The sequence below is a fragment of the Agromyces litoreus genome (genome assembly GCF_040496015.1).
Taxonomy (GTDB): Bacteria; Actinomycetota; Actinomycetes; order Actinomycetales; family Microbacteriaceae; genus Agromyces; species Agromyces litoreus.
The window spans coordinates 17248-43547 of the sequence record NZ_JBEPKA010000013.1 but is presented as its reverse complement, the minus strand read 5'-3'; the positions used below and the strand labels follow the sequence as shown (position 1 = coordinate 43547).

Genomic DNA, 26300 nt, shown 5'->3' with positions numbered 1-26300 from the left:
TCGGGCCCGGGGGCGCGCCCGGCAGCGGGAGCCGGCGCGGCCGCGGGGGGGGCGCACCGGTTCCCGCCCCGATGCGCCGGCTACGGCGAGACCGGGGGTTCGGCGTTCGCGATGAGCTCGTCCGCCATCTCGACGAACCACCGTCCTGCCGCCGGGTCGACCATGCCGCGTTCGGGATCCTCGGGCCCGGCGGTGCCGCGCAGGCACTCCCCGTCGGACTCGCCGGGGACCTTCACCCAGAGGTAGGCGTCGATGAGCGGATCGCCCGTGTCGGTCGTGGGGCGGAGGCCCAGCCCGCGGTCCGGCGGGTTGCACCAGACCTGGGGGTCGGGGTACGTCGCGGTCGGCGTCCACGGCCCGACGCCGTTGCGGCTCGTGTCGACGACGAAGTGCGCCTGCGCACTCGGATCGCGCTCGAGCCCGGTGTCCGCATACGCCTGGTCGTATGCGGCGTCGGTCAGCTCCCACGTCGAGAAGTCGGCGGGGTTCGCGGGATAGTACTGGCTGCCGCACCAGGCGCGCTGCCACCACGAGTTCAGGTCGAGCTGGATGCACTCGGAGATCCAGGTGCCGTACTTCTGCTGCCGCTCGGTGGTCTCGTAGTTCGACACGTTGAGGAAGAACCCGTCGGCGCGCTCGACGCCGGCCCTGATGAGGCGGTCGGCGATGTCGCCGACCCCGAGCCAGGCCGAGTGCGTGCCGTCGAGGTACACGGCGGTGTTCGGCAGCGACGCGAACGCGTCGACCGCGTGGTTCAGCATCGCGAACCGCTCGTCGGCGGCGGTCGCCGCATCCGCCTCCGCGGGCCGGCACCACTCGAGCTGCCCGTTGATGGTGGTGTACCAGGGGATGATGCCGAGCCCGTCGGGCTCGAGGATCACGACGGCGTCCTTGTTGCCGATGCCCTTCGCGAAGCCGTCGATCCACGCGGTGTACTCGGCGACGGTCGTCGCCCCACCGGCGGAGTACTGCGCGCAGTCGCGGAACGGGATGTTGTACGCGACCAGCACCGGGACCTCGTGGGCCGCATGGGCCGCCGCGACGACGCGCTTGACGTCCTGCTTGGCCTCGATGGGCGTGCCGCCGTTGATCCAGGTCGCACTCGGGAACGATCCGAGGAGCAGGGCGTCCGCGCGGGCATCCCCCTCGAGCGAGGCTGCGGCCTCGATCGTCGTGCTCGCCGGGTTCGTCCAGAGGTCGGTGCCCGGCGCGAGCACGTCGTTCGCCGCGTGGGCGGGCGACGCCGCGAGCGCCGCGGCGAGGGCGGCCGCGGTGACGATCGGGACGATGGCGCGTATCGGAAACATCATCGGTTCCTCCGTGCTGATGGCTGGACATCGTGGCCGGGGTTGTGAGAGCGCTCTCACACGCTCAGGATGGCCCGCCGGGACGCATGCTGTCAAGGGTCCGGCCGTGCCCGGGCGTAGGCTCGGCCACGACGCATCCGTCCCGACGGCGAGGGGGAAGCCGCCATGACCACGCTCTACCTGGCCCGCCACGGCGAGACCGTCTGGCACGGCGAGCACCGCTACGCGGGCTCCTCCGACGTCGCGCTCACCTCGCACGGCCTCGCGCAGGCCGACGAACTCGGCGAGTGGGCGCGACGGGCGCGCCTCTCGGCGGTCGTCTCGTCGACGCTCAGCCGCGCCCGCCTCTCGGCGGAACCGTCCGCCGCGGCCGCGGGCCTCGAGCTGCGCACCGACGCCCGGCTGGTCGAGATCGACTTCGGGTCCGGCGAGGGACGCGGGCCGGGAGAGCTCGCCGACCGGATGCCCGCCGAGTGGGCGGCGTTCGAGCGGCATCCCGCGCGGCAGCCGCTGCCCGGCGGGGAGGCCGGGATGGAGGGCATCGCGCGGGCGAAGCCCGCGCTGCACGAGCTCGTGGAGGAGTTCGGCGTCGGCGCGGCGACCGTCGGCGGGTCGGCGGAGTCGCGGCGCGGCGACCGCGTGCTCGTCGTGATGCACGGCACGCTCATGCGCCTGCTGCTGTGCGACTGGCTCGGGATCGATCCCGACCGCTATCGCGACCTCTTCCCCGAGGTCGAGAACTGCGCCCTGACGCCGGTCCGGTTCGAGACCGTCGAGGGCAGGATGCAGCCGCGGCTGATCGGCTTCAACGTCGCGACGGCGCGCTGACGCGCCATCCCGGCCCGCGGGCGCGGCCCGTCAGTCGACGGCGAAGCGCTCGTCGAGCCAGCGCACGAGGTCGCCGCGGACCTCCTCCTGGTTGGTCTCGTTGAAGATCTCGTGCCGGGCGCCGTCGTAGACGACGAGCGTGACGTCGGCGAGGCCGGACCGGGAGGCGTACGCGTTCGCGAGCTTCAGCGCACTCCGCTCACCGCCGAGCGTGTCCTCCGAGCCGACCATGATGAGCAGCGGCAGCTCGGCCGGCAGGTTCCGCCGCGGGCGGCCGAGCAGGCGTGCCGCCTCCACCAGCCCGAAGAGCTGCTGCAGCGGCACCGCGGTGGTGTACGGGTCGGCGACGAACGCCTCGGCGACGGCCGGGTCGCGCGAGAGCCACTCGAGGCCGGTGGTCCCGAGGTGCCGGTGACGGCGGTTGAGGTCGCCCGAGTTCATGTGGATCGGCGTGCGGTACGCCGTACCGGTGAGCACGACCGCGTCCCAGTCGTGGGGATGCCGCTCGAGCAGGATCTGCGCGATCAGCGACCCCCACGAGTGGCCGAGGAGCACGAGCGGCACCTCGTCGCCCTCGGTCTCGCGGATGAGGCCGGTGAAGAGGTGCACGTCGTGGATCGCGGCGCGCAGCCCGCCGGGCCCGAGGCGGCCCATCTTGTCGAGGTCGCCGCCGTGCTGCTCGAAGCCGGTCTGCCCGTGGCCCCGGTGGTCGTCGGCCCACACCGTGTACCCCGCCGCGTTCAGGGCCTCGACGAGGGCGCCGTAGCGGCCGATGTGCTCGCCCACGCCGTGCACGAGCTGGACGATCGCGACCGGGTCGGGCACGCGCCAGGACCGGTAGTGGATGTGCACGCCCTGCGGGTCGGTGAACGTCGGCATGCGCTCATCCTGCCAGCCGATGCGCCCGTCGCGGGCGCCGCACGGCGGTTCCGGGGGGCGGTCCTCACGCCTCGCGCGTCACCTCGACCGACACGAACAGCTCCGACGAGCCGGGCCCGGCGTAGACCCCGCGCAGCGGCGCCACGTCCTCGTAGTCGCGGCCCCGTCCGACCAGCACGTGCAGCTCGCCGGCCTCGGCGAGGTTCGTCGGGTCGTAGCCGCGCCACGAGCCCGCGAACCACTCGACCCACGCGTGCGACTCGCCGGTCACGGTCTGCCCGAGCGCGGCATCCCGATCGGGGTGGAGGTACCCCGACACGTACCGCGCCGGGATCCCGACCGAGCGCAGTGCGCCCACCGCGAGGTGGGCGATGTCCTGGCACACCCCCTTGCCCTGGTCCCAGGCCTCGCGCGCGGTCGAGTTCACGCCCGTCACGCCGGTGACGTACTCCACGGCCGAGCCGATCGCGCGCGAGATCTCGAGCGCCGTCTCGCCGACCGGCATGCGCTCGGCGGCGATGTCGGCCGCGAGCGCGGCGACCTCGGGCGGCGGCTCGGTGGCATCCGTCTGGGTCGTGAACTCCACGAAGGGCACGCTCGAGTCGCGGATGACCGAGAGCTCCTCCCAGGTCGGCTCCGGCCCGCGACCGGGGGCCGGACGCACCTCGACGACGCTCGTCGCGGTCACCGAGAGCTCGCGGTGCGGGGTCAGCACCTCGAACGTCGAGACGCGGGTGCCCCAGTAGTCGAGGTAGGCGTGCTGGGTCGCGCCCGGGCGGATGTCGAGGCTCGCGTGCAGCACGAACTGCTCGCCGACCGAGTTCGGCAGCATCCGGGCCTCGTTGTACGACGCCGTCGCGGGCTGCTCGTAGGCGAACCCCGTTCGGTGGACGATGCGCAACCGGCTCATGTGACCTCTCCGATCCAGACCGGCACGACGCTGGCCGGGAAGTAGCGCTGGCGGATCGCGTCGCTGGCCGACGAGACGACCTCCTGGACGCGTTCCATGTTCCCGGCGAGGTCGTCGAGGATGTCGCCGATCGGCCGGTACTCGAGCTCGGACCGGATCTGCCCGAGCAGCCGCTGCGCCTGGTCGGTCACGCCGACCCGACCGGCGCGCGGGTCGATCTCGCGCAGCGACTCCTCGGCCCGGATGACGCTCGAGATGATCGAGCGCGGGAACAGGCGGTCGAGCAGCAGGAACTCGGCCGCCGACAGCGACGACGGCACGCCGCGGTAGCTGCGCAGGTACGCCTCGTACCCGCCGCAGCTGCGGAGGATGGTCGTCCAGCTCGGACCGCTCGCGAGGGTCAGCGACCGGGTCGCGAGCAGGCGCGCCGTCATGTCGGCGCGTTCGATCGAGCGGCCGAGGTTGAAGAAGTGCCACGCCTCGTCGCGGCTGGCCGCGGAGTCGACGATGCCGACGGCGAGCGCGGAGCGGTCCTGCACCCAGCGGAAGAACTCGTGCGTCTTGTCGGAGGCGACGTGCCGTGGCATCCGGGAGTTCGTGTGGTTCAACGCCTCCCACAGCTCGGTGGAGACGATCTCGCGCGCGCGTCGCGCGTTCTCGCGCGCCGCCGTGATCGAGTGCGCGATGGAGGCCGGCTGCCGGCGGTCGACCGCGAGGAGCGCGATCACGTCCGGCGGCCCCAGCTGCCCCTCGCCGGCGGCGTCGCTGCCCATGACGGCGAGCAGACCCCGGCAGGCCTGGTCCTCGTCGATCCACGGATCCTCGAGCAGGAGCTGCAGGTGCACCTCGAGGATGCGGGCGGTGCCGTCGCTGCGCTCGACGTAGCGCCCGATCCAGAACAGGCTCTCCGCGATGCGGCTCAGCATGGCGCCTCCTCGTCGGACCCGTCCGGCCGGCGATCCGGCGGCGGGCGCCATCCGTGTCGTTGCTGCTGTTGCTGTTGTTGCTGCTGGCGCATCGACGCGTCCTCGTCCTGGGGGGACGACTCCGGCCGGTGCCGGTGGTGCGGGCTCGCGGCGGGGGGCTCGCCGCCGATGACCGGGATCGACGAGGTCGGCGGGGCGGTCGCCTGGTCGGCCACGATCGAGCCGATGTCGGCGACGTGGGCGTCGGCGTGACGGCTCGGGACGATCCCGGCGATGGGGCCGGTGGTGACGGCGTCGTCGAGCACCCAGGTGTCCTTCGATCCGCCGCCCTGGCTGGAGTTGACGACGAGCTGCCCCTCGGGCAGCGCGACCCGGGTGAGGCCCCCGGGCAGCACCCACACGTCGTCGCCGTCGTTGACCGCGAACGGCCGCAGGTCGGAGTGGCGCGGCCGCATGCCGTCCTCGACGAGCGTCGGCAGCGTCGAGAGCTGCACCACGGGCTGGGCGATCCAGCCGCGCGGATCGGCGAGCAGCCGCGAGCGCAGCGCCGAGAGCTCGGACCGCGATGCGTCGGGACCGACGACGAGCCCCTTCCCTCCCGAGCCGTCGACGGGCTTCACGACGAGCTCGTCGAGGCGGTCCAGCACCTCGGCGAGCGCGTCGGGCTCCTCGAGGCGCCAGGTGTCGACGTTCGGGAGGATCGGTTCCTCGCCCAGGTAGTAGCGGATGAGGTCGGGGACGTAGGTGTAGACGAGCTTGTCGTCGGCGACGCCGTTGCCGACCGCGTTCGCGATGGTGACGTGGCCGAGGCGGGCGGCGAGCATGAGCCCCGGCGCGCCGAGCACCGAGTCGGGGCGGAACTGCTGCGGATCGAGGAACTCGTCGTCGACGCGGCGGTAGATGACGTCGACGCGCGTCGGTCCGGCGGTCGTGCGCATCCAGACGCGGCCGCCCGAGCAGAACAGGTCGCGGCCCTCGACGAGCTCGACGCCCATGAGCCGCGCGAGCAGCGTGTGCTCGAAGTACGCCGAGTTGTAGACGCCGGGGGTGAGCACCACCACGGTCGGGTCGTCGATGCCCTCGGGCGCGCTCGCGCGCAGGGCCTGCAGGAGGCGGTTGGGGTAGTCGCCGACCGGGCGGACGCGCATCGACGTGAACAGCTCGGGCAGGGTCTGCGCCATCACCCGCCGGTTCGAGATCACGTAGCTGACCCCGCTCGGCACGCGGACGTTGTCCTCGAGCACGCGCCAGTCGCCGCGTTCGTCGCGGATGACGTCGATGCCCGAGACGTGGATGCGCACGCCGTTGGAGCTCACGATGCCGGCCGCCTGCCGGTGGAAGTGCGTGGACGAGCTGAGCAGCCGTGCCGGGATGACGCCGTCGCGGACGGCGTCCTGCGGCCCGTACACGTCGCCGAGGAAGCGCTCCAGCGCACGCACGCGCTGCGCGACGCCGGCCTCGACCCGGCTCCAGTCCGCCGCCGAGACGACCCGCGGCACCGCGTCGAGCGGGAACGGGCGCTCCTCGCCCGCGAAGTCGAACGTGACGCCCTGGGCGAGGTAGCTGCTGGCCAGCGCCTCGGTCCTGCCGCGCAGCTCGTCCTGCGTCATCCGGGCCAGCGCGGGGTAGAGCTCGCGGTACGACTCGCGCACGGTCACGGCGTCGGCCGGGAACATCTCGTCCCAGGGCGTCGCCCGGCCCCGTTTGCGCGGCCGCGTCGCCGCGTATCCGTCGAAGAGGCTTCCCATCCCCCGAGGCTTCCAGCCGAGTGTTTCAGGACGGTTACCGACACGCGTCGTCGCGGAATCCGACCGGAGCGAGGTGGAATCATTAGCCACGCTAATTTGTTACGCTAATGATGTGACCGCTTCCCCCACCCAGGCCCCCGCACGTGCGCGTCGCGGCACGCTCGCCGAGCAGAGCACCGAGCTCCGGCTCTCCGTGATGCGGCTCGCCAGGCGCATCCGCCAGGAGCGGGCCGACGCCGAGCTCAGCGCGACGCAGTACGCGGCGCTCGCCTGGACGGCCACCGAGGGGCCGCTGACGCCCGGACGGCTCGCCGAGCTCGAGCGCGTCACGCCCCCGTCCATGAACCGCACGGTGAACTGCCTCGTCGACGCCGGGCTCCTCGCACGCGAGGGCTCGCCGGACGACGGGCGGAAGGTGCTCCTGCAGGCGACCGAAGCCGGCCAGGAGATCGTCCGAGAGACCCGCCGCCGTCGCGACGCCTGGCTCGCGAAGCGGTTCGCCGCCCTCTCCCCCGACGAGCGCGAGACGCTCGCATCCGCCACCGAGATCCTCAGGAGGCTCTCCGACCAGTGAGATCCATGTTCCGCTCCCTCGCTTCCGTCGACTACCGCATCTGGTTCGTCGGCGCGCTCGTGTCGAACATCGGCGCCTGGATGCAGGCGACCGCCCAGAGCTGGGTCGTGCTCACCGAGCTCACCGACAACGACGCGTTCGCGGTCGGCATCACGATGGCCCTGCAGTTCGCCCCCCAGCTGCTGCTCGTGCCCGTGACCGGCCTCATCGCCGACCGCTTCGAGCGCCGGAAGGTGCTGATGTTCACCCAGTCGGCGCTCATGCTGCTCGGGCTCGCGCTCGGGCTCCTGCTCGTCTTCGGGCACGCGGAACTCTGGCACCTCTACGTCTTCGCCGGCCTCCTCGGCATCGTCAACGCCGTCGACATCCCGGCACGGCAGACCTTCGTCGCCGACCTGGTCTCCTCGTCGAACATGTCGAACGCGGTCGCGCTGAACTCGGCGTCGTTCAACGCCGCCCGCATGATCGGACCGGCGCTGGCGGGCGTGCTCATCGTGCTCGTCGGCACGGGCTGGGTCTTCATCATCAACGCGGCGACCTTCGTCGCGGTGCTCGTCGCCCTGGCGAAGCTGCGCGGATCGAGGCTGCGACGCACCGCTCGAGCACCGCGCGAGCGCGGCGCGTTCGTCGCGGGCTTCCGGTACGTGGCCCGACGACCCGACCTGGTCGTGGTGTTCGCGGTCGTGTTCCTCGTGGGCGCGTTCGGCATGAACTTCCCGATCTTCTCCTCGACCATGGCGGTCGAGTTCGGCCGCGGGGCCGGCGAGTACGGCGTGCTCAACTCGATCCTCGCGATCGGATCGCTCACCGGCGCCCTGCTCGCCGCCCGTCGCGACCGCGCCCGCATGCGCGTCATCATCATCGCCGCGGGCCTGTTCGGCGCCGCGGCGGCGGTGTCGGCGGTCATGCCGAGCTACTGGCTGTTCGCCGCCTCGACGGTGTTCATCGGGTTCGCGGCCGTCACCATGCTCACGACGGCGAACGGCTACGTGCAGACCACCACCGATCCGCTGCTGCGCGGCCGGGTCATGGCGCTCTACATGGCGATCCTCTCCGGCGGAACGCCGATCGGCGCCCCGCTCGTCGGCGCGGTCGCGAACGCCTGGGGTCCGCGCTGGGCGCTCGGGGTCGCCGCCGCAGCGGCGGCGATCGCGGCGCTCATCGGGCTCGCCTGGCTCATCGTCGCCCGCGGCCTGCGCGTGGTCCGGCATCCGCTCGGCCGGCGGATGCCGCGCTTCGCGTTCGCGTACGCCGAGGCCCCGACCGCCGCGATCGCCGTGCCGATCACGCGGCCCGTCGAACTCCCGACGACGAGCACCGCTCCCATCGAGCTCGTCGCGTCGACGATCCCGGTCGACCTGCCGGACGACGCCCCGACGGAGATGCCGCACCGCGTGACGCGGCACACCGCAGCGCGGACCGCCTCGCCGTCGGCCGGCGGCGCGCAGGGTTCGCGGCGACCCGCCTCCGCGACCCGGCCGGGCTGACCCGCGGACGCGCGACGCCGGGGCAGGTCGGGGAAGACCCTTGACTGCGCGGCCTTCCCGTGTTCGGGTTGGTTCCCATCCGGGCCGCGCGCCCCCGGCGCCGCCCGGACGACCCGGACGGCACCCTGCCCCCGGTTCTGACGAGTCCCATGGGAGAGACCGTGAACAGAAGAACCAGGAATGCCGCGATGACGACGGTGGCCGCCACCGCCGTCATCGCCCTCGGCGCCACCGGCGCCCAGGCCGCAGTACCGATCAACACCACCGCCCTCCGGGACGCCGTGACCTCCGACGGGATCATGGCGCACCTCGAGCAGCTGCAGGCCGTCGCCGACGCCAACGGCGGGACCAGGGCGAGCGGCACGCCCGGCTTCGGCGCCTCGATCGACTACATCGAGGGCCAGCTGCAGGCCGCCGGCTACGACACCATGCGGCAGGACTTCACGTTCAACTCGTTCACCGAGCTCTCGGACGCCGAGATGGACCGCGTCTCCCCCGACCCCGTGAGCTACACGGTGTTCGAGGACTTCGTGACGGCCGAGTACTCCGGCAGCGGCGACGTCACCGCTCCGCTGGAGGCGGTCGACCTCGTCCTCCCGCCGGGATCGTCGGCGAACACCTCGACGAGCGGCTGCGAGGCGTCCGACTTCGACGGGTTCACGGCCGGCAGCATCGCCCTCGTCCAGCGCGGTTCGTGCAACTTCTCGCTGAAGGCCGAGAACGCCTACGACGCGGGCGCGAGCGGCGTGATCATCTTCAACGAGGGCCAGGACGGCCGCCAGGAGACGCTGAACGCGACGCTCGGCGACGCGTTCTCCGACCCGATCCCGGTCGTCGGCACGTCGTACGAGGTCGGCGCCGAGCTCGCCGCGCTCCTCGACGGCGGCGAGGTCGTGATGCACCTCAAGACCGACACGCTCATCGAGCTCGACGTGCCCACGCAGAACCTGATCGCGCAGACGCCCACCGGGCGCACCGACCGCGTGATCATGGCCGGCGCGCACCTCGACTCGGTGTCGGGCGGCGCCGGCATCAACGACAACGGCTCCGGCTCGGGCGCGATCCTCGAGACCGCGCTGCAGATGGCCGAGCTCGGCATCCAGCCGCGCAACGCCGTGCGCTTCGCCTGGTGGGGCGCCGAGGAGGCGGGCCTGCTCGGCTCGCAGCACTACGTCGACTCCCTGACCAACCAGCAGTCGAAGAAGATCGAGCTCTACCTCAACTTCGACATGGTCGGCTCGCCGAACTACGCCAACTTCGTGTACGACGGCGACGGCGACGCGTTCGGCATCAAGGGCCCGAGCGGCAGCGACGACATCGAGCACCTGTTCTCGGACTTCTTCGAGTCGATCGGCGTCGAGTCCGAGCCGACCGCGTTCGACGGCCGGTCCGACTACGACGCCTTCATCAGCGCCGGCATCCCGGCGGGCGGCCTGTTCACGGGCGCCGAGGGCGCGAAGACGGCGGAGCAGGTCGGCATGTACGGCGGCCTCGCCGAGTTCGAGGGTGAGCCGGTGTCGTACGACCCCTGCTACCACCAGGCGTGCGACAGCCTCGACCCGGTCGGGGACGGTGCGGACGCCGACCTCTACGAGGCGCTGAACGCGGCGTACGGCGGGGCCCTGGAGTGGGACGGCACGATCAGCAACGTCAACCAGCAGGGCCTGGACGACATGGCCGACGCGATCGCGCACGCCGTGCTCACCTACGCGATGACGACGTCGTCCGTGAACGGCACGGCGAAGGCGTCGGCGAAGGCGCAGAAGGCCGGGGACTACCTCGGCTCGCACCTGTTCCGCTGATCCGACGGATCGGAACGGTCGGCCCCTCGCGCTCGTCGCGAGGGGCCGACCTCGTTCACGGGCGCCGCCGGCTCAGTGGCCGTGCGCGAGCTGCTGGAGGCCGAGGACCGCGAGCCCGAGCAGCACGAGCATGCCGAGGGCGATGACCTGCTCCCACCACGCGACGTGCGTGCGGCGAACGGCGATGTACCCGATCACGGCGAGGGTCAGGATGTAGACGACCGCCGCCGCCGTCAGCGCGACCTCGAGGTCCAGGACGCCGAGGATCGCCAGCACGAGCAGGACGAGCGGGATGCTCGCCGACCCGAGCGCCGAGGCGGCCACCCGGGCCATCCGCAGGAGGTGCGCGCCGCGCGGGAAGTCGGCGTGCACGGCGAGGTGCGACACCACGTCGGCGACGAAGCCCGCCGCGGTGATCGCGACGATGCCGACGAGGAGCGTCAGCGTCGCCCGCTCGGCACTGACGTGGTCGGCGTTCTCGTGCAGCACGAGGACGATCGCGAGTCCGGTGAAGGTCGCATAGACGCGTTCCTTCAGCGCCTCGCCCCGTTCCTCGAGCGGCAGCGCATCACGTCGGCGCCGACGCGCCGAACGGTGCGGTTGCGAGGCGGAGGCGGCGGTCGGCTCGTCCATGCGCGTCACGGTAGCAGCCGTGCCGGCGACCGGCGACGCCCGCGACCGAGGGGCCCCGCGCGACCGCGGGTCCTGCGAGGATCGAGGCATGAGCGACGACCGCCTCCTCGTGACCGTCCCGGGCGAGACCCTCCGCCGCGCACTCGGCGCCGTCCCGGGCGGGGTGCCCGACGGGGTCGACGTCGTCGTCTGGAACCTCGCGGATCCGCTTCCGGCCGAGGCGACCGGTCGCCGGATCGACATCGTGGTGCCCCCGTACATGGGCGCAGCCGACCGGCTGGGGGCACTCGCTGGCCTGGAGGTCGGCCTCGTGCAGTCCCAGTCGATCGGGTACGACGACGTGCCCGGCGCGCTCCCGGGCGGCCACGTCTTCGCCAACGCGGCGTCGGTGCACGAGGCCTCGACGGCCGAGCTCGCCGTCGGCCTCGCCGTCGCCGCCCAGCGCGGCATCCCCGACTTCGTGCGCGCCGCGACCGACGGCCGGTGGGCGCCCGCCCGCCACGCGAGCCTGGCCGACCGCCGGGTGCTCCTGCTCGGACACGGCGGCGTCGGCCGCGCCATCGAGTCGCGCCTGGCCGGCTTCGAGGTCGAGCTGACGCGCGTTGCACGCCACGCGCGCGACGACGAGCGCGGCCGCATCCACGGTGCGGACGAGCTACCGCGCCTCCTGCCCGACGCCGAGGTCGTCTTCGTCGCCGTGCCCCTCGGGGACGCCACCACCGGGCTCGTCGACGCCGGCTTCCTCGCCGCGCTCCCCGACGGCGCGCTGCTCGTGAACGTGGCGCGAGGCCCGGTCGCCGACACCGACGCGATCCTCGCCGAGGCGGAGAGCGGACGGCTGCGCTTCGCGCTCGACGTCACCGACCCCGAGCCGCTGCCCGAGGGGCATCCGCTGTTCGGCCTGCCGAACGTGCTGGTCTCGCCGCACGTCGGGGGTGCCACGAGTGCGATGATGCCGCGCATGGCGCGGCTGCTGCGCGACCAGATCGAGCGGATGGCCCGGGGCGACGAGCCCCGCAACGTCGTGCTGCGCAGCTGACGCGGGGCCGGCGAGCGGCCGGCCGCCGCGGGGTCGGGGGCCGCCCTCAGGCGGAGATCAGGGCCCGCACGCTGGTCGTGCCGGCCCTTCGGGCGGAGGATCCGCACATGGACGCCGTACTCGAGTTGGAGATCGGGCCCGGCCCGGAACCGGGCTCCTACGTGGTCGAGGTGCTCCGGTCGGTCGGCGGCGGCGAGCCGTCCGAGACCTTCACCCTCGACCTCGATGCGCTCGTCGATCGTCGTGACGACATCGAATCGAGCGTCCTCGCCTCGGCCGTCGCGGCGCGGCGCGTGGTGACGGCGTCGGAGGCCGCGATCCAGCAGGTCGGCCGGACGCTCTTCGAGTCCGCCTTCACGGGCGAGGTGCGCACGGCGTACCGGACGAGCGTGGCCGTGGCCGCCGAGCGCGGCACGGGCGTGCAGGTCGCACTGCGGCTGAAGGCGCCCGGGCTGGCGGCGCTGCCGTGGGAGGCCCTGTTCGATCCGGTCGAGGGTTCGTACCTCTGCCGCAAGGATCCGCTCGTGCGGCACGTGCCCGCCGCGTTCTCGCCTCCCGCGCTCGCCATCGATCCGCCCTTGCGGATCCTCGCGATGGTGTCCTCGCCGCGCGGCCTTCCGCCGCTCGACGTCGAGCGCGAACGCGACCTGCTCGACGACGCCCTGCGCACGCACATCGAGGCGGGCCGCGTCGAGATCGAGTGGCTGACGAACGTGACCTGGGCGGCCGTGCACGATCGGTTGCTCGACGGCGAGTGGCACGTCCTGCACTTCATCGGCCACGGCGGCTACGACACGCAGACCGACGAGGGCGTGCTCGCGTTCGTCGACGAGCGCGGCCGTGCCGACTACGTCCCGGCCTCGAGCCTCGCCGACCTCCTCGACGAGGCCGAGCCGACGCCCCGGCTCGTGCTGCTGAACTCGTGCGAGTCCGGCGCCGGGGGCACGACCGACCTGTTCTCGGGGACCGCTGCGGCGCTCGCGCGGAGCGGCATCCACGCCGTCGCGGCGATGCAGTTCTCGATCAGCGATTCCGCGGCGATCCAGTTCTCGCGCGGCTTCTACTCGGCGCTGGCGCACGGCCGTGGGATCGACGAGGCGGTGCGCAGCGGACGGATCGGGATCCTCGGCACCGGGCGCGGCACCCTGGAGTGGGTCACGCCCGTGCTGTACCTGCGCGGCGAGGATGCGCACCTGTTCGACATCCGCTCCGAGCCGCGACCGCCCGAGAAGGCTCCCGCGGCGGTCGCCGCGGAGGAGTCCCCCGACGCGGCGCCCGCCGCCCACGGGACGCCCGCGGAGGCGGAGCCGCCCGAGCCGGAACGGGGCCGTCCGGCCACGGCGAAGCCGGCGACCGTTTCCGGCCCGATCCTGGTCGGCGCCGCGTCCGCCCCGGCCGCCTGGTGGACCGCGGCGGCGGCGACGCGGCCGGCTCCGACGCCACCTCCCCCCGCTGGACGCGCGACCGTGCCGGCGCCGACGCGCACCGGCTCGCCTCCGCGTCCCCCGCGCACGGCCCCGTCCCGCACGGCCGGTCCACCGCGGGCTCCGGCATCGCGCACCGCCGCCACGCCGCCGCACCGTCGCCGACGGACCCCGGCATGGATCCCGTGGCTGCTGGTCGCGCTCGTGGGCGCGATCGCGATCGTCGTCGCGGCACTCGTCTTCGGGCGCATCGCCGGCGAACCGGGCGGATCGGACGGCGCCGACCGCTCGACCGGCGACCAGCCGGTGGCCGAGGTCGACGATCGCGGGTCCGGGTCCACGGACACCGAGGTCGACGCCGGCGGCCAGGGGACGACCGACGGCACCCGCGAGGCGGACACCGTCGCGGAGGTCACGCTCACCGACTCGGACGACTGGCTCGACACCGGCATCGCCTGCCGGCAGGGCGACGAGTTCGAGGTGACGGGGTCCGGGACGATGCGCTGGGACGGAACCGACAGCACGGCCGTCGGAATCGAGGGGGACGCCACCCAGGACTTCCCGCGCCCGGCCCCCGACCTCCCGTTCGCCGCCCTGATCGGCGGGCTGAGGATGACCGCGAACGAGCGGTTCGCGGTCGCCGAGACCTCGACCTACGTCTGCCCCAACGCGGGCACCCTGTGGATCGGGGTCAACGACGGCGTGACCGACGACAACCGCGGGAGCTTCACCGCCGAGATCCGGTTCCGCGCGGCCGAGTGACCTGCGGCGGCCGCGCCACGGGCCTACGATCGAGGCGAACCCCCGACGGAAGGCCCACATGCCCGCTTCGGCAGAACCGCGCGTCGCGCTCTACTTCGACTTCGACAACATCGTCATCTCGCGGTACGACCAGCTCCACGGCGACGGCGCCTATCGCAAGGACACCAGTCGCACGAAGACCGTCTCCCCCGGCACGCAGGCGGGCAAGCGGCTCGCCGAGGCGACGGTCGACGTGGATGCGGTCCTCGACTTCGCCGCCACCTACGGCACGATCGCGATCGCGCGCGCGTACGCCGACTGGTCGACCCCGGTCAACGCCAGCTACCGTACGCAGCTGATCGACCGGGCCGTCGACCTCGTGCAGCTGTTCCCGCTGTCGGCCACCAAGAACGGCGCCGACATCCGCCTCTCGGTCGACGCGATCGAGGACCTCTTCCTCATCGAGAACCTCTCCCACATCGTCATCGTGGCGGGCGACTCCGACTACGTCGCCCTCGCCCAGAAGGCGAAGAAGCTCGGGCGCTACGTCGTCGGCATCGGCGTCGCTGGCGGCACGAGCCGCGCGCTGACCGCGGCGTGCGACGAGTACGCCGACTACGACGCACTGCTGGCGACGGATGCCGCGGTGCGCGACGACGAGGCGGCGGAGGCGTCCCGCGGAGGCGACGCCGCCGAGACGGCGGAAGCCGCGACGAAGTCCGGTGGCCGGTCCGGCTCGTCGTCGAAGTCCGAACCGCGGCGCGCGAAGTCGTCGTCGAAGGCGTCGGGCGAGGGCGACCGGGGCTCCGCCAAGGACGAGGCGAAGAACGACGGGAGGAACGGGTCGGGCGACGAGGCGCAGCCCGGTCCCCGCAACCCGGGTCGGCTCCTGCTGAAGGCGCTCGAGTTGATGCGCGCCAAGAACGACGAGGAGTGGCAGATGTCGGGGTCGGTGAAGAACCAGATGCTGCGCATGGATCCGAGCTTCCAGGAGCGCAAGCTCGGATTCGCGTCCTTCACCGACTTCCTGAAGTCGCGCGGGGGCGTCGTCGAGCTCGACGAGGACTCGGGGCAGAATCGGGTGCGGATCCGGCCCAAGAAGGGCTGACGCTCCCCTTCGCGCGGCCGTTCTGGGATGATTCGGGTGAACGGCCCGTTCGCGGTGCACGCCGGGTCCGAGGCCGTGCGGGAGCCCGATGGACGCGGTGCTGGAACTCGAGATCGGGCCGACCCCCGAGGCCGGCACGTACGTCGTCCGCGTCCTCCGGTCCGACGGCGGGGGTGAACCGTTCGCCTCCGTGCGGCTCGACGTCGATGCGCTGACCGCGCGGCGATCCCTGCTCGAGGCGAGCGTGCTGTCGTCGGCGGTCCCGGCGCGGCGGGTGGTGCCGGCGACCGAGGAGGCGGTGCGCGAGGTGGGCCGGACCCTTTTCGAGGCGACGTTCCAGGGCGAGGTCGGCGCGGCGTACCGGGCGAGTGCCGCCGTCGCGGCCGAGCGCGATGCGCAGCTGCAGCTCGTGCTCCGGCTGACGTCGGCCGAGCTGGCGGCCCTCCCCTGGGAGGCCCTGTTCGACCCGGTCGACGGAACCTACCTCTGCCGTCGCGATCCGCTCGTGCGCCACGTCCCGTCGCCGCATGCGACCGCCCCGCTCGCGATCCAGCCGCCCCTGCGCATCCTCGCGATGGTCGCGTCGCCGCGCGGCATGCCGCAGCTCGATGCCGAGGCCGAGCGCGAACGACTCAGCCAGGCGCTCGGGTCGCAGATCGACGCGGGCCTCGTCGAGCTCGCCTGGCTCGAGAATGCGTCCTGGGCCGCCGTCCACGCCAGGCTGCTCGAGGGCGGATGGCACGTGCTCCACTTCATCGGGCACGGCGACTACGACGAGGCGGCCGATGAGGGGGTCCTCGCGTTCGTCGACGCCGACGGCCGAGCCGACCTGGTCCCGGCCCACGCGCTGGCCGACCTGCTCGACGAGGCGGACCCGACCCCGCCGCTCGTCGTGCTGAACTCATGCGATTCCGGCGCGGCGAGTCCCTCCGACCTGTTCTCCGGCACGGCCGCGGCGCTCGCGCACAGCGGCATCCGATCGGTCGTCGCGATGCAGTACTCGATCAGCGACGCGGCGGCCCTGGCGTTCGCGCGCGGCTTCTACACGGCGCTCGCGCAGGGCCGGCCGGTCGACGAAGCGGTGCGCAGCGGTCGCATCGGCATCCTCGGGACGGGTCGCGGCACCCTGGAGTGGGTGACCCCGGTGCTCTACCTGCGAGGCGAGGAGGCGCACCTGTTCGCCCGGCCGTTCGCCGGCTCGACGACCACGGCCGGGACGCCGGCCGGTCCGGCGCGGGACGGGAGCGACGCGGAGCCCGCCGGGCGAACCCGCACCCCGCCGCGCTGGGCGGTGTGGACGGGGATCGCGGCCGCCGCCGCGGTCGTCATCGGCGCCGTGCTGTTCGCGGTTCGACCGTGGGAGTCCGGGGACGACGGATCGGGCGGTCCGGTCGCCGTGGAGGGGATCGGCGGGACCTCGCGCACGGTGTGGCAGGTCGACGCCGACGCGGACTCCGTCTGGACCGACGTCTGGTGCGAGGAGGACGACCGGCTCGACATCACCGCGACCGGCGAGGCACGCCCGGATCCCGCAGGCACCCCGTTCGGCCCCGACGGGATGGCGGAGGACGTGCAGGTCGAGGACCGCATCGTCGCCGGCATCCCGACGGGGGCGCTCATCGGCCAGCTCGAGGACACCGACGATCCGGTCTTCGCCATCGGGTCCGGCGCGGACTACGTGTGCCCCGTCAGCGGGACGCTCGTCCTCGGGCTGAACGACACCACGCGCGCGGACAACACCGGCGCCTTCGAGGTGACGGTCACGGTCGTTCCCGCGCAGTGAGCGCGCGGAACGGAAGGAGGGAACGGATGCAGCGGCTGGCGATCTACACGACGGCGGACGGCGCCGAGGTCGCGGTGCAGGTGGCGGACGACGTGCTCGCGCCGGGCGTCACGCTGCGCGGTGGCGGAGGCGGCGGCGCACTCGTGGAGCGGACGCAGCAGAACCTCGACGACGTGCTCGCGAACACGCGGCCCGCGGTCCGCTCGCTCCTGCGACAGCTTCGGGAGCACGAGGACGCCCCCGACGAGCTCGAGGTCGAGTTCGGGATCCAGGTGAGCCTGGAGGTCGGGGCGTTCATCGCGAGCGCGGATTCGTCGGCGAACTTCAAGGTCACGATGCGGTGGCACCGGCCACCCTCGTGACCCTGCTCCGACGGCGAGTCGGCGCGGCGAGTCAGCGCGGCGCTTCGGTGCGCCCGCCGCCGTAGACGATCACGCCCACGATGGGGATCAGGAAGAAGAACAGCCACGACCAGGTGAAGCCGCCAGGGGTCCAGAAGCCGAAGCCGAAGAAGAGCAGCAGCGCCACGAACGGCGAGAGCGCCATCACCGTCTCCCCCGCCCGGCCACCGAGCGCGCGGGACCGGCGCGCCGGGCGCCCGGCCTCCGACGCGAGCGGAGCGAACGTCGGTGTCGGTTCCGGGAGCGTCGGGTCGGGCGCGGCCGGCGACGGCGAGGCCGAGGGCAGGTCGGCGAAGAGCGGCGCGAGGTCGCCCCGCGTGATCGCGGCGCGGGCCGAGGCCGACCGCTCGTCGAGCTCGGCGGGGGTCAGTCGGCCCTCGGTCCGGGCGGTGGCGAGGGCCGCGACGGCCTCCTCGCGCTCGGTGTCGCTCAGGCGCTCCTGCGGACGGTCGGGGTCGGCGTATCCGGTCATGCGGGCATGCTGCCGCATCGCACCGGCGGTCCACTAGAGACGAAAGGCCCCGCCGGTAGGGTGAGGCGCGTGAGCACCGAGACCACGACGCGGCGGTTCCTGCTCGGCTCGTACACGCCGGACGGCCCCGCGCCCGGCGTGCACCTCGCCGAGCGCTCGGCGGACGGCCGGTGGCGCATCGTGGCCTCGGCGACCGCGACCAACCCGTCGTTCGTCGCTCGGTCGGGCGACCTCGCCTTCGCCGTCGAGGAGCACGCGTCCGGCTCGGTCGTGAGCTTCCGCCTCGACGGCGACGCGATCGAGCGGGTCTCGGCGGTCGAGCACGGCGAGGCCGATCCGTGCCACGTCGCGGTCGCGTCGCAGCAGGGCGTCGTGCTCGTGGCCAACTACACGGCCGGGTCGATCACCGCGGTTCCGGTGAGCGCGGCCGGCGAGCTCGGGACGCCGGTCACGCTGGTGCTGCCGCCCGGCAGCGGCCCGGTCGCCGACCGGCAGGAGGCGCCGCACGCGCACGAGATCGTCGCGACGCCATGGGGCACGCACGTCGTCAGCGACCTCGGCACCGACGCCGTCCACGAGTTCGCGGTCGAGCGGGACGGCGAGCAGGTCGCGCTGCGGATCACCCGCACGCTCGACGTGCCGCCGGCCACCGGCCCGCGCCACATGGTCGTCCGCGGCGGCCTCCTGCATGTCGTCGGCGAACTCGACGGCCGGCTGCACACGTTCGAGATCGACGCGAAGGAATTCCGTCAGGGACGCGTCGAATCGGTCGTGGGGCAACCGCCGGCCGGCGACGACGACGTCGTGCAGCCCTCCCACCTCGACCTCGCTCCGGCGGGCCGCCTGCTGACCGCGCTCGTGCGCGGCCGCGACAGCGTGAGCGTCTTCGACGCGACGGATCCGGAGCGCCCGCGCCTGGCATCCGAGCACCCGATCGGCGCCGCATGGCCGCGGCACCACGCGCACCTGGACGACCGCACCGTCGTCGTGGCGGCGCAGCTTGGCGACGCCCTCGTGGAGGTCGACCTCGTCACGGGCGAGGCCCGGCGCGTGCTCGAGCTCCGCGCACCCAGCTGCGTGCTTCCGCTCTGACGCCGGACGCCGACGCCGAACTCACCAGCTCGTCACGAGCAGGTGCTGCACCACCAGCGCGAACCCCAGCTGACCCGCGAAGCCCGCGCGCCGCCACCGCTCCGTGAGCAGCGCGCTGCCGACCAGCAGCCACGGCACGAACGGCAGCCAGATGCGCTCGACCTCGGCCTTGCTCATCTGGGAGAGGTCGGCGGCGACGATCGTCGCCGCCGCGGCGAGCGCGAGGACGATGACGATGCGCTCGGGCCGCGCCTCGGAGCGCCACCGGATGGCGCGCGCGCCGGCCGTTGCGACCGCTGCGCCGACCATCGGTCCCGCGCTGACGGCGAGTGCGGCGAGGTTGCCCCAGACCCAGTAGGTGAACTGCCGCCGGCTGGCCACTCCGTCCCAGTACCGCTCGACGAGGACGGGGAACGCCTCCCACCACGCGAATCCGAACGCCCAGAATGCGAGGACGACGGCGAGCGCCGAGGCGGCGGCGATCGGCAGCGGGCGCCAGTCCCGTCCGAGCACGAGCACCGCGAGCGCGAGGATGCCGAGGATGGGCAGCCCGTACGAGAGCATCACGCAGTACCCGAGGAGGAGTCCGGCGAGCACGCTCCACGCGACCTTCGGGCCGGCCCGGCGCGCGGTCGCGGCGAACCCGAGCGTGCACAGCCCCCAGGCGGCGACGGAGGCGAACATGCCGTCGGCCGACACCGCGACCCAGATGGCGGCGGGCCCCATGGCGAGGAACGGCGCGGCGCGGCGCGCGGCGTCCTCGGCTCCGAGTCGGCGGAGCAGCGCGAGCACCGCCACCGGAGCGGTGGCCCCCACGAGGAGCACCACGGTCCCCGCAGCGAGGCCGCTGCCGAGGCCGAGGCGCACGAGCACGACGAAGAACAGCAGGGCGCCCGGCGGGTGGCCCGCGATGTGCACGGGCCAGTTGTCGACCGAGTCGAGCGGGATGTGGGCGATGTAGTCCCGCAGGGTGGCGGGGAAGTCCGTGACCTCGCGTGCGGTGCCGAGGTACTCGTACTTGTGCTCGAGGATCCCTCCGATGCCCTCCCACCCGTCGACGGTCGCGAGGCTCACCATCCACGCCACGCCGGCCGCGAAGGCACCGACGAGCAGCGCCCACCATCGCGCCCGGCGCGCCAGGCCGACGCCCCAGACGGATGCCGCGACCGCGAGCAGGACGGCAGGCACCGTGCCCGGCCCGATCCGCGGCATCCACTCGGCGTGCAGCGGCGGGAAGGAGCGGATGTGCACGCTCTGCCCGAGCAGCGGCGGCACGATCATCGCCAGCGCGATGAGGGCGAGCGCGATGCCGACGCCGATCCACGGGGCGGCGGTCACCAGGATGCGGTGGCCCCGTCCGGTCGGCGACGTCTCCGGGAGCGGGGCGGATGCGGCATCCGGCGCCGCGCGATCGGCGCTCCCGGGTTCGACCTGCACCCTCCGAGACTACGGAGCGCACGCGCGAGCCGGGAGGGGTGGACTTCTTACGGAAGTCGGACGCCGCGTCCGGATTCCGTAAGATCCGGCGGTCGCGGCGGGGCGGCATCGGTGCTCGACTGGGGGCATGGCCGGCTTCACCGAACGCGCCTCGGACCGGATCGCCGAGCGACTCGAGCCGCTGATGGGCGTCGCTCGCGAGGCGAGTTCCGACGCGCCCGTGAAGTCCGCGCGCACGACCGTGGTGATCGGGCGGCTCCTGGGCGTCGCGTTCCTCGTCTGCTTCGCGACCGGTCTCTACAGCCACCTGCTGCAGGACCCGCTGCCCTGGCTGCCGATGCCGACGCGCCCCGTCGAGCTGTACCGGTGGACGCAGGGCGTGCACGTCATCGCGGGGACGGCGGCGGTGCCGCTGCTGCTGGCGAAGCTCTGGAGCGTCTACCCGCGGCTGTTCGAATGGCCGCCGGTCCGCTCGGTCGCGCACCTGCTCGAACGCGCCTCCATCGCCGTGCTCGTGGGCGTCTCACTCGTCGAGGTGACGATCGGGCTGCTGAACCTGGTGCAGTGGTACGTGTTCCCGTTCTCGTTCCGGTCGACGCACTTCGCGCTCGCGTGGCTGCTCATCGGGGCGCTCGCGGTCCACCTCGGGGTGAAGCTGCCCGTCATCGTGCGGGTGTGGAGGCGTCATTCGGACGACCCAGCGGATGCCGCGGGCCGGACCCTCACGCGCCGGGGCTTCGTGGCGGCGGTGGGCACCGCCTCCGCGTCCGCCGTGCTCCTCACGGCGGGGCAGACCGTACCCGCGCTCGCGCCCTTCAACGCGCTCGCACCGCGGCGCATGGGGGTCGGGCCGCAGGGCCTGCCCGTCAACCGCACCGCGGCGCAGGCCGGCGTCACCGAGTCCGCGGTCGCGCCCGACTGGGTGCTCACCGTCGCGACGCCGAGCGGATCGCAGGACTTCTCGCTCGACGACCTGCGCGCGCTGCCGCAGGCCGAGGAGGTGCTGCCGATCGCCTGCGTCGAAGGCTGGAGCCAGTCGGCGACCTGGCGCGGCGTGCGCCTGGTCGACCTCCTCGAGGCGGCCGGCGCCGGCGAGCCGACGGCCGCGCTCCGGATCGAGAGCCTGCAGGAGCGCGGCGCCTTCGCGCGCACCGAGATGCCGCCGCAGTACGCGCGCGACCCGCTCACGCTCATCGCGCTGGAACTGAACGGCGGGACGCTGGACGTCGACCACGGCTTCCCGGCCCGCGTGATCGCCCCCGGGCGCCCGGGTGTGATGCAGACGAAGTGGCTGCGGCGCATCGAGGTGACCGCATGAGGGCCGCACGCGGCATCCTGATGGCGACGGGTGTCGCGCTGCTCGGCGTCGGCGGGTTCGTGCTGCTGACCGAGGTGCGGCCGACGCAGTGGCTCGGCATCGCGGTGTGGGTCGGCGCCGCCATCCTGATCCACGACGGCGTGGTCGCGCCGCTCGCCGTGGCGGTCGGGCTCGGCGCCGAGCGCGTCCGGCGTCCGTTCGGCCGGCGCGGGGTCGCGATCGCCCAGGGCGCGCTCGTGGTGGGGGGGATGCTCACCGCGCTCACGCTGCCGGCGCTGCTCGCCTCGCTTCGCGGCACCCCGAACCCGACGCTGCTGGTCGGCTCCTACGGCCTCGCGCTCGGCGTCATCTGGCTCGTGCTCGCGGCGGTCGCCGCGATCGCGTTGCGCGTCTCGCGCACGGCGGTGCGGCGGGCGGAGGGCACGACGCAGACGAAGTGACGCCCCGCCGCGTCCCAGTGCTCGGCGACGGCGAGGCCGGCGGCCGCGGCGAGGCCGTGGATGGCCGACCAGCCCACGCGCGCCCACGGGAACGGAGCGCTCTCCCGGCCGTCGTCGTCGTGCACCGTGCACTCGCCGAGCACGACGAGGTCGGGCTCGGCGTCGACCTCGACGAGAATCGCCCCGTCGGCGGCGAGCAGCTCGGCGCAGCGGCGCAGCAGCGCCGTCGGGTCGCCGCCGATGCCGATGTTGCCGTCGAGCAGCAGGACGCAGCGCCAGCGTCCCTCGAGCGGGAGCCGGTCGAAGACCGAGCGGTGCAGCGCGAGCCCGCCGAGCACGCGCGCCCGGGCGACGGCGCCGAGGGCGATGTCGATCCCGAGCGCCGGCAGCGACCGGAGCGCCGCGGCGTGCAGCATCCGGCCGGGCCCGCAGCCCACGTCGAGGACCGGTCCGCTGGCCCGATCGAGCACCGCGAGGTCGGCTTCGCCGGCCGGGCCGATCCAGCTGCCCGCGTCGAGCCGGTGCGAGGTGCCGTCGGCACCGCGCAGCCACAGGCCCGGCATCAGGTCCTGGCCGGTGAGCAGTCGCACGTAGGGCTCGCCGCTTCCGGCGCCGAACGCGGCGTCGGGAGCGCAGCCGCGCACCGTCGCCGGGCGGTCCTGCGCCGCTCGCGTGCGGGTCGCGGTCGTGGACGCCGACGGCGCGGTCGCCTCGGGCGGCGTGCGGAGCGGCGGCGCGCTCACGGGGCACCTCCGGGCGACAGGCGGCCGAGCAGCTGCGCGAACCGCGTGCCCGGTGCCTCGCGGGCGACGGATGCCGCCGAGCCGGCGGTGTCGACGTCGGTGAGCTCGCCGAGCATCCCGACGCGCAGGCCCGCCGCCCGGAGGCGCTCGAGCTGCCGCCGTCCGGTGTCCTCGCGCGACATGGGCACCCCGCGGATCGGCGCGCCGTCGGGCTCGCGCATGGCGAGTGCCCAGAACCCGCCGTCGGTCGCCGGCCCGAGCCAGGCGTCGGCGTCCGCCCCCGCGTCCAGGGCCGGCGCCACGTGCGCGGGCACGAGCTGGGGCGTGTCCATGCCCACCAGCAGCAGGGGCTCGGCCACCGCGTCGAACAGGTGTGCGAGCCGTTCGTCGAGCCCGCCGCCCGGCTGCGCGAGCACGTCGAACCCGCGAGCGGCCTCGGGCACGGTGTCGCCGTCGAAGTAGAGCACGCGCCGGTCGACCGGGAGGGCGGCGACCGCCTCGAGCGTGTCGACCAGCGCGGCCTCGGCGAGCGCCGCGGCCTGTTCGGGCGTGTACGGGGGCGTCAGCCGGGTCTTCACGCGACCCGGCCTGCACTCCTTGGCGATGACGGCGACCGTGGTCACGGATGCACCTCGCCGAAGATGCGGGACATGTCGGAGATCGCGGTCAAGGTCCCCCGCACGGTGCCCGTGACCTTCGAACGGCCCTCGCGCGGCCGGTAGGCCACGTCGAGCTCGCGGATGCGCCATCCGTCGGCGGCAGCGCGCAGCACCATCTCGAGCGGGAAGCCGCTGCGTCGGTCGCGGATGCCGAGCGCCTGCAGCCGACGCGTCTCGGCGACGCGCAGCGGACCGAGGTCGTGCAGGTGCGTGCCGGTCCGACGCGTCATGAGCGTGGACAGCACGCGGTTGGCGAGGCGAGCGTGCACGGGCCAGGCCGAGCCGGTGGTCGGCCGGCGCCGACCGAGCACGAGGTCGGCCTCGCCCCGCTCGACGGGTGCGAGCAGGCGTGGCAGGTCGGCCGGGTCGAGCGAGGCGTCGGCGTCGCAGAACGCGGTGAACGGCGCGCTCGCCGCCTCGAGTCCGGCGTTCGCGGCCGCACCGAACCCGCGGCGGGACTCCGTGACGACGGTCGCGCCGTGCTCGCGGGCGATCTCGGCGGACCGGTCGGTGGAGCCGTTGTCCACGACGATCGCCCGCACGCCGGACGGCAGGCGGCCGAGCACCCACGGCAGCGCCTGCTCCTCGTCGAGGCACGGCAGCACGAGGTCGACGAGGACGGGCGTCGCGTCGGCCGGCCCGGCCTGGGCACGGACTCCGGGTGCGGCATCGCCGTTCATCGAGCGGCCCTCCCGGTGCCGGCGGCCGCGAACTCGGCGAGCCCGTCGGCGAGCGCGACCCGCGGCGCCCAGCCGAGCTCGGCGCGGGCGCGTGCGGACGACGCGGTGATGTGCCGCACGTCGCCCAGCCGGTACTCGCCCGTGACGACCGGGGCCGGGCCGCCCATCGCGCGGGCGAGGCCCTCCGCGAGCTCGCCGACCGTGGTCACGACCCCCGATCCGACGTTGTACGCGCGCGACGAGCCCGGCGCGAGGTCTCCCAGCCGGTCGGCTGCGGCCAGGTTCGCCGCGGCCACGTCGCCGACGTGCACGAAGTCCCGACGCTGCGCGCCGTCCTCGAACACGCGCGGCGCCTCGTCGCGCGCGAGCGAGGACCGGAAGATCGCGGCGACACCGGCATAGGGGGTGTCGCGCGGCATCCCCGGGCCGTAGACGTTGTGGTAGCGCAGCAGCGACGCCCGGCCGCCGGTCGAGCGCGCCCACGCGGTGACGAGGTGCTCCTGCGAGAGCTTGGTCAGGGCGTACACGTTCCGGGGATCGAGCACGTCGTCCTCGCCGACGAGATCCGGCGCGAGCGGGTCCCCCGTCTCGGGGTCGCGCGGTTCGAACCGGCCCGCGTCGAGGTCGGCCGCCGACCTCGGTGCCGGCCGTCGCCGCCAGCCCTCCGCGTCGACGTACGCGCCCTCGCCGTAGACCACCATCGACGACGCGAGCACGAGGCGGTCGACCCCGGCGCGGGCCATCGCAGCGACCAGTTCGGCGGTGCCGAGCACGTTCGAGCCCGCGTAGTCCGGCGCATCCTGCAGGTCGACGCCGAGCCCGACCTTCGCGGCCTGGTGGCACACGGCCTCCACGCCCGCGAGCGCCGCATCCAGGACGCTCCGATCGCGCACGTCGCCGCGCACGAACTCCACGCCGTCCGGCACCCCACCGGTCGCGGTGTGGACGTCCGGACGGAGCGAATCGAGCACGCGCACGCGTTCGCCGCGATCGAGCGCGACCCGCACGATCTCGCCGCCGATGAATCCGGCACCGCCGGTCACGAGCAGCGTCATCGCGCCACCGGACGTGAGAGCACGTGGGCGACGGCCTCGTCGTCGATGAGCGGCGGCGGCGCGTAGCCGACCGGGATCGCCGCGACGATGCGCTCGAGCGCCGCGAGCACGCGCGGGCGCGCCTCGGCGAGCCGGCGGAAGACGAGTTCCGCGGTCACCGCGTCGGGATCCTCCTCGACGTGCCCCGTGTCGGTGTCGGTCACCAGGCACAGCGTCACCGTGCCCATGCCGAGCTCGGCCGCGAGGGCGACCTCGGGGCACAGGGTCATGTTCACCAGGTCGATGCCGGTCGCGCGGAGCACGGCCGACTCGGCCCGGGTGGAGAACCTCGGACCCTGGATGACCGCGACGGTCGCCCGCGGCGCGGCATCCGGGACCGCATCGAGCGCGATGCGGCGGAGTTCCGGGCAGAACGGGTCGGCGAACGGCAGGTGGCGGACGAGGTCGCCGTCGTAGTAGGTGTCGGCGCGCCCCCACGTGCGGTCGAGCAGCTGGTCGGGGATCGCCCAGGACTCGGGCGGCAGCTCGCGCCGCAGGGACCCGACCGCGGCCGTCGACACCACCGCGCGGACCCCGAGCGAGGCGAGCGCCCACATGTTCGCCCGCGCGTTGATGCGGTGCGGCGGGATCGTGTGGCCCGCCCCGTGCCGGGCGAGGAACGCGACCGGCCGGCCGCCGAGCGCGCCGGTCGTCACGGTCGCCGGGCCGAACGGCGTCGGCCGATCGGTCGTCTCGCCGTCGACCAGCGCCGCGAGCCCCGACCCGCCGATCAGTCCCACCGTCTCCATGCGGTCAACCCTGCCGGTCCGCGCCT

Annotated in this window: 25 protein-coding genes; 12 read left to right on the top strand and 13 right to left on the bottom strand. The window is 73.9% G+C overall.

The annotated features are described in order from the left end of the window. Nucleotides 1-80: 80 nt before the first annotated feature. Nucleotides 81-1310 carry a glycoside hydrolase family 6 protein gene (locus tag ABME01_RS11050; protein ID WP_353828462.1) on the bottom strand — a complete coding sequence of 410 codons (1230 nt, stop codon included), beginning with the start codon at nt 1308-1310 and terminating at the stop codon, nt 81-83. Nucleotides 1311-1472: 162 nt separating this feature from the next. On the opposite strand from ABME01_RS11050, the gene ABME01_RS11045 reads away from it, so the two are divergent. Next, nucleotides 1473-2135, top strand: coding sequence for a histidine phosphatase family protein (locus tag ABME01_RS11045; RefSeq protein WP_353828461.1), 663 nt, complete (start codon nt 1473-1475; stop codon nt 2133-2135). Nucleotides 2136-2165: 30 nt separating this feature from the next. Here ABME01_RS11045 and ABME01_RS11040 read toward each other — a convergent pair whose 3' ends face one another. The 4 genes from ABME01_RS11040 to ABME01_RS11025 form a co-directional block, all read right to left on the bottom strand. Continuing rightward, nucleotides 2166-3014 carry an alpha/beta fold hydrolase gene (locus tag ABME01_RS11040; RefSeq protein ID WP_353828460.1) on the bottom strand — a complete coding sequence of 283 codons (849 nt, stop codon included), beginning with the start codon at nt 3012-3014 and terminating at the stop codon, nt 2166-2168. Nucleotides 3015-3078: 64 nt separating this feature from the next. Next, a complete protein-coding gene (locus ABME01_RS11035) occupies nt 3079-3924 on the bottom strand; it encodes a transglutaminase family protein (protein ID WP_353828459.1) in 846 nt (281 codons plus the stop codon). Further along, nucleotides 3921-4850, bottom strand: a complete 930-nt coding sequence (locus ABME01_RS11030; protein ID WP_353828458.1) for an alpha-E domain-containing protein — start codon at nt 4848-4850, stop codon at nt 3921-3923. Before ABME01_RS11030 ends, ABME01_RS11035 begins: the two co-directional genes overlap by 4 nt. Next, nucleotides 4844-6598 carry a circularly permuted type 2 ATP-grasp protein gene (locus ABME01_RS11025; RefSeq protein ID WP_353828457.1) on the bottom strand — a complete coding sequence of 585 codons (1755 nt, stop codon included), beginning with the start codon at nt 6596-6598 and terminating at the stop codon, nt 4844-4846. Before ABME01_RS11025 ends, ABME01_RS11030 begins: the two co-directional genes overlap by 7 nt. A gap of 112 nt (nt 6599-6710) precedes the next feature. Here ABME01_RS11025 and ABME01_RS11020 point away from each other — a divergent pair, with 112 nt between their 5' ends. The 3 genes from ABME01_RS11020 (at nt 6711) to ABME01_RS11010 (ending at nt 10461) form a co-directional block, all read left to right on the top strand. Continuing rightward, the gene (locus ABME01_RS11020; protein WP_353828456.1) at nt 6711-7172 is read left to right on the top strand and encodes a MarR family winged helix-turn-helix transcriptional regulator; all 462 of its coding nucleotides are present in this window, start codon (nt 6711-6713) and stop codon (nt 7170-7172) included. Nucleotides 7173-7177: 5 nt separating this feature from the next. Beyond that, nucleotides 7178-8659 carry an MFS transporter gene (locus ABME01_RS11015; RefSeq protein WP_353828532.1) on the top strand — a complete coding sequence of 494 codons (1482 nt, stop codon included), beginning with the start codon at nt 7178-7180 and terminating at the stop codon, nt 8657-8659. A gap of 149 nt (nt 8660-8808) precedes the next feature. Next, complete coding sequence (locus ABME01_RS11010) at nt 8809-10461, top strand: M28 family peptidase (RefSeq protein WP_353828455.1); 1653 nt, start codon at nt 8809-8811, stop codon at nt 10459-10461. Nucleotides 10462-10533: 72 nt separating this feature from the next. On the opposite strand, the gene ABME01_RS11005 is transcribed toward ABME01_RS11010, so the two are convergent. After that, nucleotides 10534-11094, bottom strand: coding sequence for a hypothetical protein (locus tag ABME01_RS11005; protein ID WP_353828454.1), 561 nt, complete (start codon nt 11092-11094; stop codon nt 10534-10536). An 88-nt stretch (nt 11095-11182) separates the two neighbouring features. Between ABME01_RS11005 and ABME01_RS11000 the strand changes: the two genes are divergently transcribed. From ABME01_RS11000 to ABME01_RS10980, 5 genes are all read left to right on the top strand, one after another. Beyond that, the gene (locus tag ABME01_RS11000; RefSeq protein WP_353828453.1) at nt 11183-12133 is read left to right on the top strand and encodes a 2-hydroxyacid dehydrogenase; all 951 of its coding nucleotides are present in this window, start codon (nt 11183-11185) and stop codon (nt 12131-12133) included. Between the two features lie 107 nt (nt 12134-12240). After that, on the top strand, nt 12241-14319 hold the full coding sequence (locus ABME01_RS10995; protein WP_353828452.1) for a CHAT domain-containing protein: 2079 nt from the start codon (nt 12241-12243) through the stop codon (nt 14317-14319). A gap of 58 nt (nt 14320-14377) precedes the next feature. Next, on the top strand, nt 14378-15406 hold the full coding sequence (locus tag ABME01_RS10990) for an NYN domain-containing protein (RefSeq protein ID WP_353828451.1): 1029 nt from the start codon (nt 14378-14380) through the stop codon (nt 15404-15406). 88 nt (nt 15407-15494) lie between these two features. Then, on the top strand, nt 15495-17189 hold the full coding sequence (locus ABME01_RS10985; RefSeq protein ID WP_353828450.1) for a CHAT domain-containing protein: 1695 nt from the start codon (nt 15495-15497) through the stop codon (nt 17187-17189). Nucleotides 17190-17215: 26 nt separating this feature from the next. Beyond that, a complete protein-coding gene (locus tag ABME01_RS10980; protein WP_353828449.1) occupies nt 17216-17551 on the top strand; it encodes a CU044_2847 family protein in 336 nt (111 codons plus the stop codon). 31 nt (nt 17552-17582) lie between these two features. Here ABME01_RS10980 and ABME01_RS10975 read toward each other — a convergent pair whose 3' ends face one another. Then, entirely contained in the window at nt 17583-18062 is a 480-nt protein-coding gene (locus ABME01_RS10975) for a DUF1707 SHOCT-like domain-containing protein (RefSeq protein WP_353828448.1), read from the bottom strand. A 69-nt stretch (nt 18063-18131) separates the two neighbouring features. Here ABME01_RS10975 and ABME01_RS10970 point away from each other — a divergent pair, with 69 nt between their 5' ends. After that, the gene (locus ABME01_RS10970; protein ID WP_353828447.1) at nt 18132-19154 is read left to right on the top strand and encodes a lactonase family protein; all 1023 of its coding nucleotides are present in this window, start codon (nt 18132-18134) and stop codon (nt 19152-19154) included. A gap of 21 nt (nt 19155-19175) precedes the next feature. Here ABME01_RS10970 and ABME01_RS10965 read toward each other — a convergent pair whose 3' ends face one another. Then, on the bottom strand, nt 19176-20591 hold the full coding sequence (locus tag ABME01_RS10965) for a hypothetical protein (RefSeq protein WP_353828446.1): 1416 nt from the start codon (nt 20589-20591) through the stop codon (nt 19176-19178). A 127-nt stretch (nt 20592-20718) separates the two neighbouring features. Between ABME01_RS10965 and ABME01_RS10960 the strand changes: the two genes are divergently transcribed. Continuing rightward, nucleotides 20719-21909, top strand: a complete 1191-nt coding sequence (locus ABME01_RS10960) for a molybdopterin-dependent oxidoreductase (RefSeq protein ID WP_353828445.1) — start codon at nt 20719-20721, stop codon at nt 21907-21909. Continuing rightward, nucleotides 21906-22349, top strand: a complete 444-nt coding sequence (locus tag ABME01_RS10955; RefSeq protein ID WP_353828444.1) for a hypothetical protein — start codon at nt 21906-21908, stop codon at nt 22347-22349. The genes ABME01_RS10960 and ABME01_RS10955 overlap by 4 nt, the downstream gene beginning before the upstream one ends. On the opposite strand, the gene ABME01_RS10950 is transcribed toward ABME01_RS10955, so the two are convergent. Genes ABME01_RS10950 through ABME01_RS10930 form a run of 5 tightly spaced genes read right to left on the bottom strand, consistent with a single transcriptional unit; the run spans nt 22235 to nt 26274 of the window. Beyond that, entirely contained in the window at nt 22235-23092 is an 858-nt protein-coding gene (locus ABME01_RS10950; RefSeq protein WP_353828443.1) for a class I SAM-dependent methyltransferase, read from the bottom strand. The genes ABME01_RS10955 and ABME01_RS10950 overlap by 115 nt on opposite strands. Then, complete coding sequence (locus tag ABME01_RS10945; RefSeq protein ID WP_353828442.1) at nt 23089-23715, bottom strand: TIGR04282 family arsenosugar biosynthesis glycosyltransferase; 627 nt, start codon at nt 23713-23715, stop codon at nt 23089-23091. The genes ABME01_RS10950 and ABME01_RS10945 overlap by 4 nt, the downstream gene beginning before the upstream one ends. Next, nucleotides 23712-24431 carry a glycosyltransferase family 2 protein gene (locus tag ABME01_RS10940; RefSeq protein ID WP_353828441.1) on the bottom strand — a complete coding sequence of 240 codons (720 nt, stop codon included), beginning with the start codon at nt 24429-24431 and terminating at the stop codon, nt 23712-23714. Before ABME01_RS10940 ends, ABME01_RS10945 begins: the two co-directional genes overlap by 4 nt. Next, nucleotides 24428-25486 (bottom strand): NAD-dependent epimerase/dehydratase family protein, encoded by a 1059-nt coding sequence (locus ABME01_RS10935; protein WP_353828440.1) that lies wholly within the window; start codon nt 25484-25486, stop codon nt 24428-24430. Before ABME01_RS10935 ends, ABME01_RS10940 begins: the two co-directional genes overlap by 4 nt. After that, nucleotides 25483-26274: an MTAP family purine nucleoside phosphorylase gene (locus ABME01_RS10930; protein ID WP_353828439.1), complete on the bottom strand. Its 792-nt coding sequence runs from the start codon at nt 26272-26274 to the stop codon at nt 25483-25485. The genes ABME01_RS10935 and ABME01_RS10930 overlap by 4 nt, the downstream gene beginning before the upstream one ends. Between the last annotated feature and the right edge of the window lie 26 nt (nt 26275-26300).

Bases quoted from the DNA above. Each gene is read 5' to 3' on its own strand.
- ABME01_RS11050 (WP_353828462.1), bottom strand. From the start codon at position 1,310: ATGATGTTTCCGATACGCGCCATCGTCCCGATCGTCACCGCGGCCGCC.
- ABME01_RS11045 (WP_353828461.1), top strand. From the start codon at position 1,473: ATGACCACGCTCTACCTGGCCCGCCACGGCGAGACCGTCTGGCACGGC.
- ABME01_RS11040 (WP_353828460.1), bottom strand. From the start codon at position 3,014: ATGCCGACGTTCACCGACCCGCAGGGCGTGCACATCCACTACCGGTCC.
- ABME01_RS11035 (WP_353828459.1), bottom strand. From the start codon at position 3,924: ATGAGCCGGTTGCGCATCGTCCACCGAACGGGGTTCGCCTACGAGCAG.
- ABME01_RS11030 (WP_353828458.1), bottom strand. From the start codon at position 4,850: ATGCTGAGCCGCATCGCGGAGAGCCTGTTCTGGATCGGGCGCTACGTC.
- ABME01_RS11025 (WP_353828457.1), bottom strand. From the start codon at position 6,598: ATGGGAAGCCTCTTCGACGGATACGCGGCGACGCGGCCGCGCAAACGG.
- ABME01_RS11015 (WP_353828532.1), top strand. From the start codon at position 7,178: ATGTTCCGCTCCCTCGCTTCCGTCGACTACCGCATCTGGTTCGTCGGC.
- ABME01_RS11010 (WP_353828455.1), top strand. From the start codon at position 8,809: ATGGGAGAGACCGTGAACAGAAGAACCAGGAATGCCGCGATGACGACG.
- ABME01_RS11005 (WP_353828454.1), bottom strand. From the start codon at position 11,094: ATGGACGAGCCGACCGCCGCCTCCGCCTCGCAACCGCACCGTTCGGCG.
- ABME01_RS11000 (WP_353828453.1), top strand. From the start codon at position 11,183: ATGAGCGACGACCGCCTCCTCGTGACCGTCCCGGGCGAGACCCTCCGC.
- ABME01_RS10995 (WP_353828452.1), top strand. From the start codon at position 12,241: ATGGACGCCGTACTCGAGTTGGAGATCGGGCCCGGCCCGGAACCGGGC.
- ABME01_RS10990 (WP_353828451.1), top strand. From the start codon at position 14,378: ATGCCCGCTTCGGCAGAACCGCGCGTCGCGCTCTACTTCGACTTCGAC.
- ABME01_RS10985 (WP_353828450.1), top strand. From the start codon at position 15,495: ATGGACGCGGTGCTGGAACTCGAGATCGGGCCGACCCCCGAGGCCGGC.
- ABME01_RS10980 (WP_353828449.1), top strand. From the start codon at position 17,216: ATGCAGCGGCTGGCGATCTACACGACGGCGGACGGCGCCGAGGTCGCG.
- ABME01_RS10975 (WP_353828448.1), bottom strand. From the start codon at position 18,062: ATGACCGGATACGCCGACCCCGACCGTCCGCAGGAGCGCCTGAGCGAC.
- ABME01_RS10960 (WP_353828445.1), top strand. From the start codon at position 20,719: ATGGCCGGCTTCACCGAACGCGCCTCGGACCGGATCGCCGAGCGACTC.
- ABME01_RS10955 (WP_353828444.1), top strand. From the start codon at position 21,906: ATGAGGGCCGCACGCGGCATCCTGATGGCGACGGGTGTCGCGCTGCTC.
- ABME01_RS10940 (WP_353828441.1), bottom strand. From the start codon at position 24,431: ATGAACGGCGATGCCGCACCCGGAGTCCGTGCCCAGGCCGGGCCGGCC.
- ABME01_RS10935 (WP_353828440.1), bottom strand. From the start codon at position 25,486: ATGACGCTGCTCGTGACCGGCGGTGCCGGATTCATCGGCGGCGAGATC.
- ABME01_RS10930 (WP_353828439.1), bottom strand. From the start codon at position 26,274: ATGGAGACGGTGGGACTGATCGGCGGGTCGGGGCTCGCGGCGCTGGTC.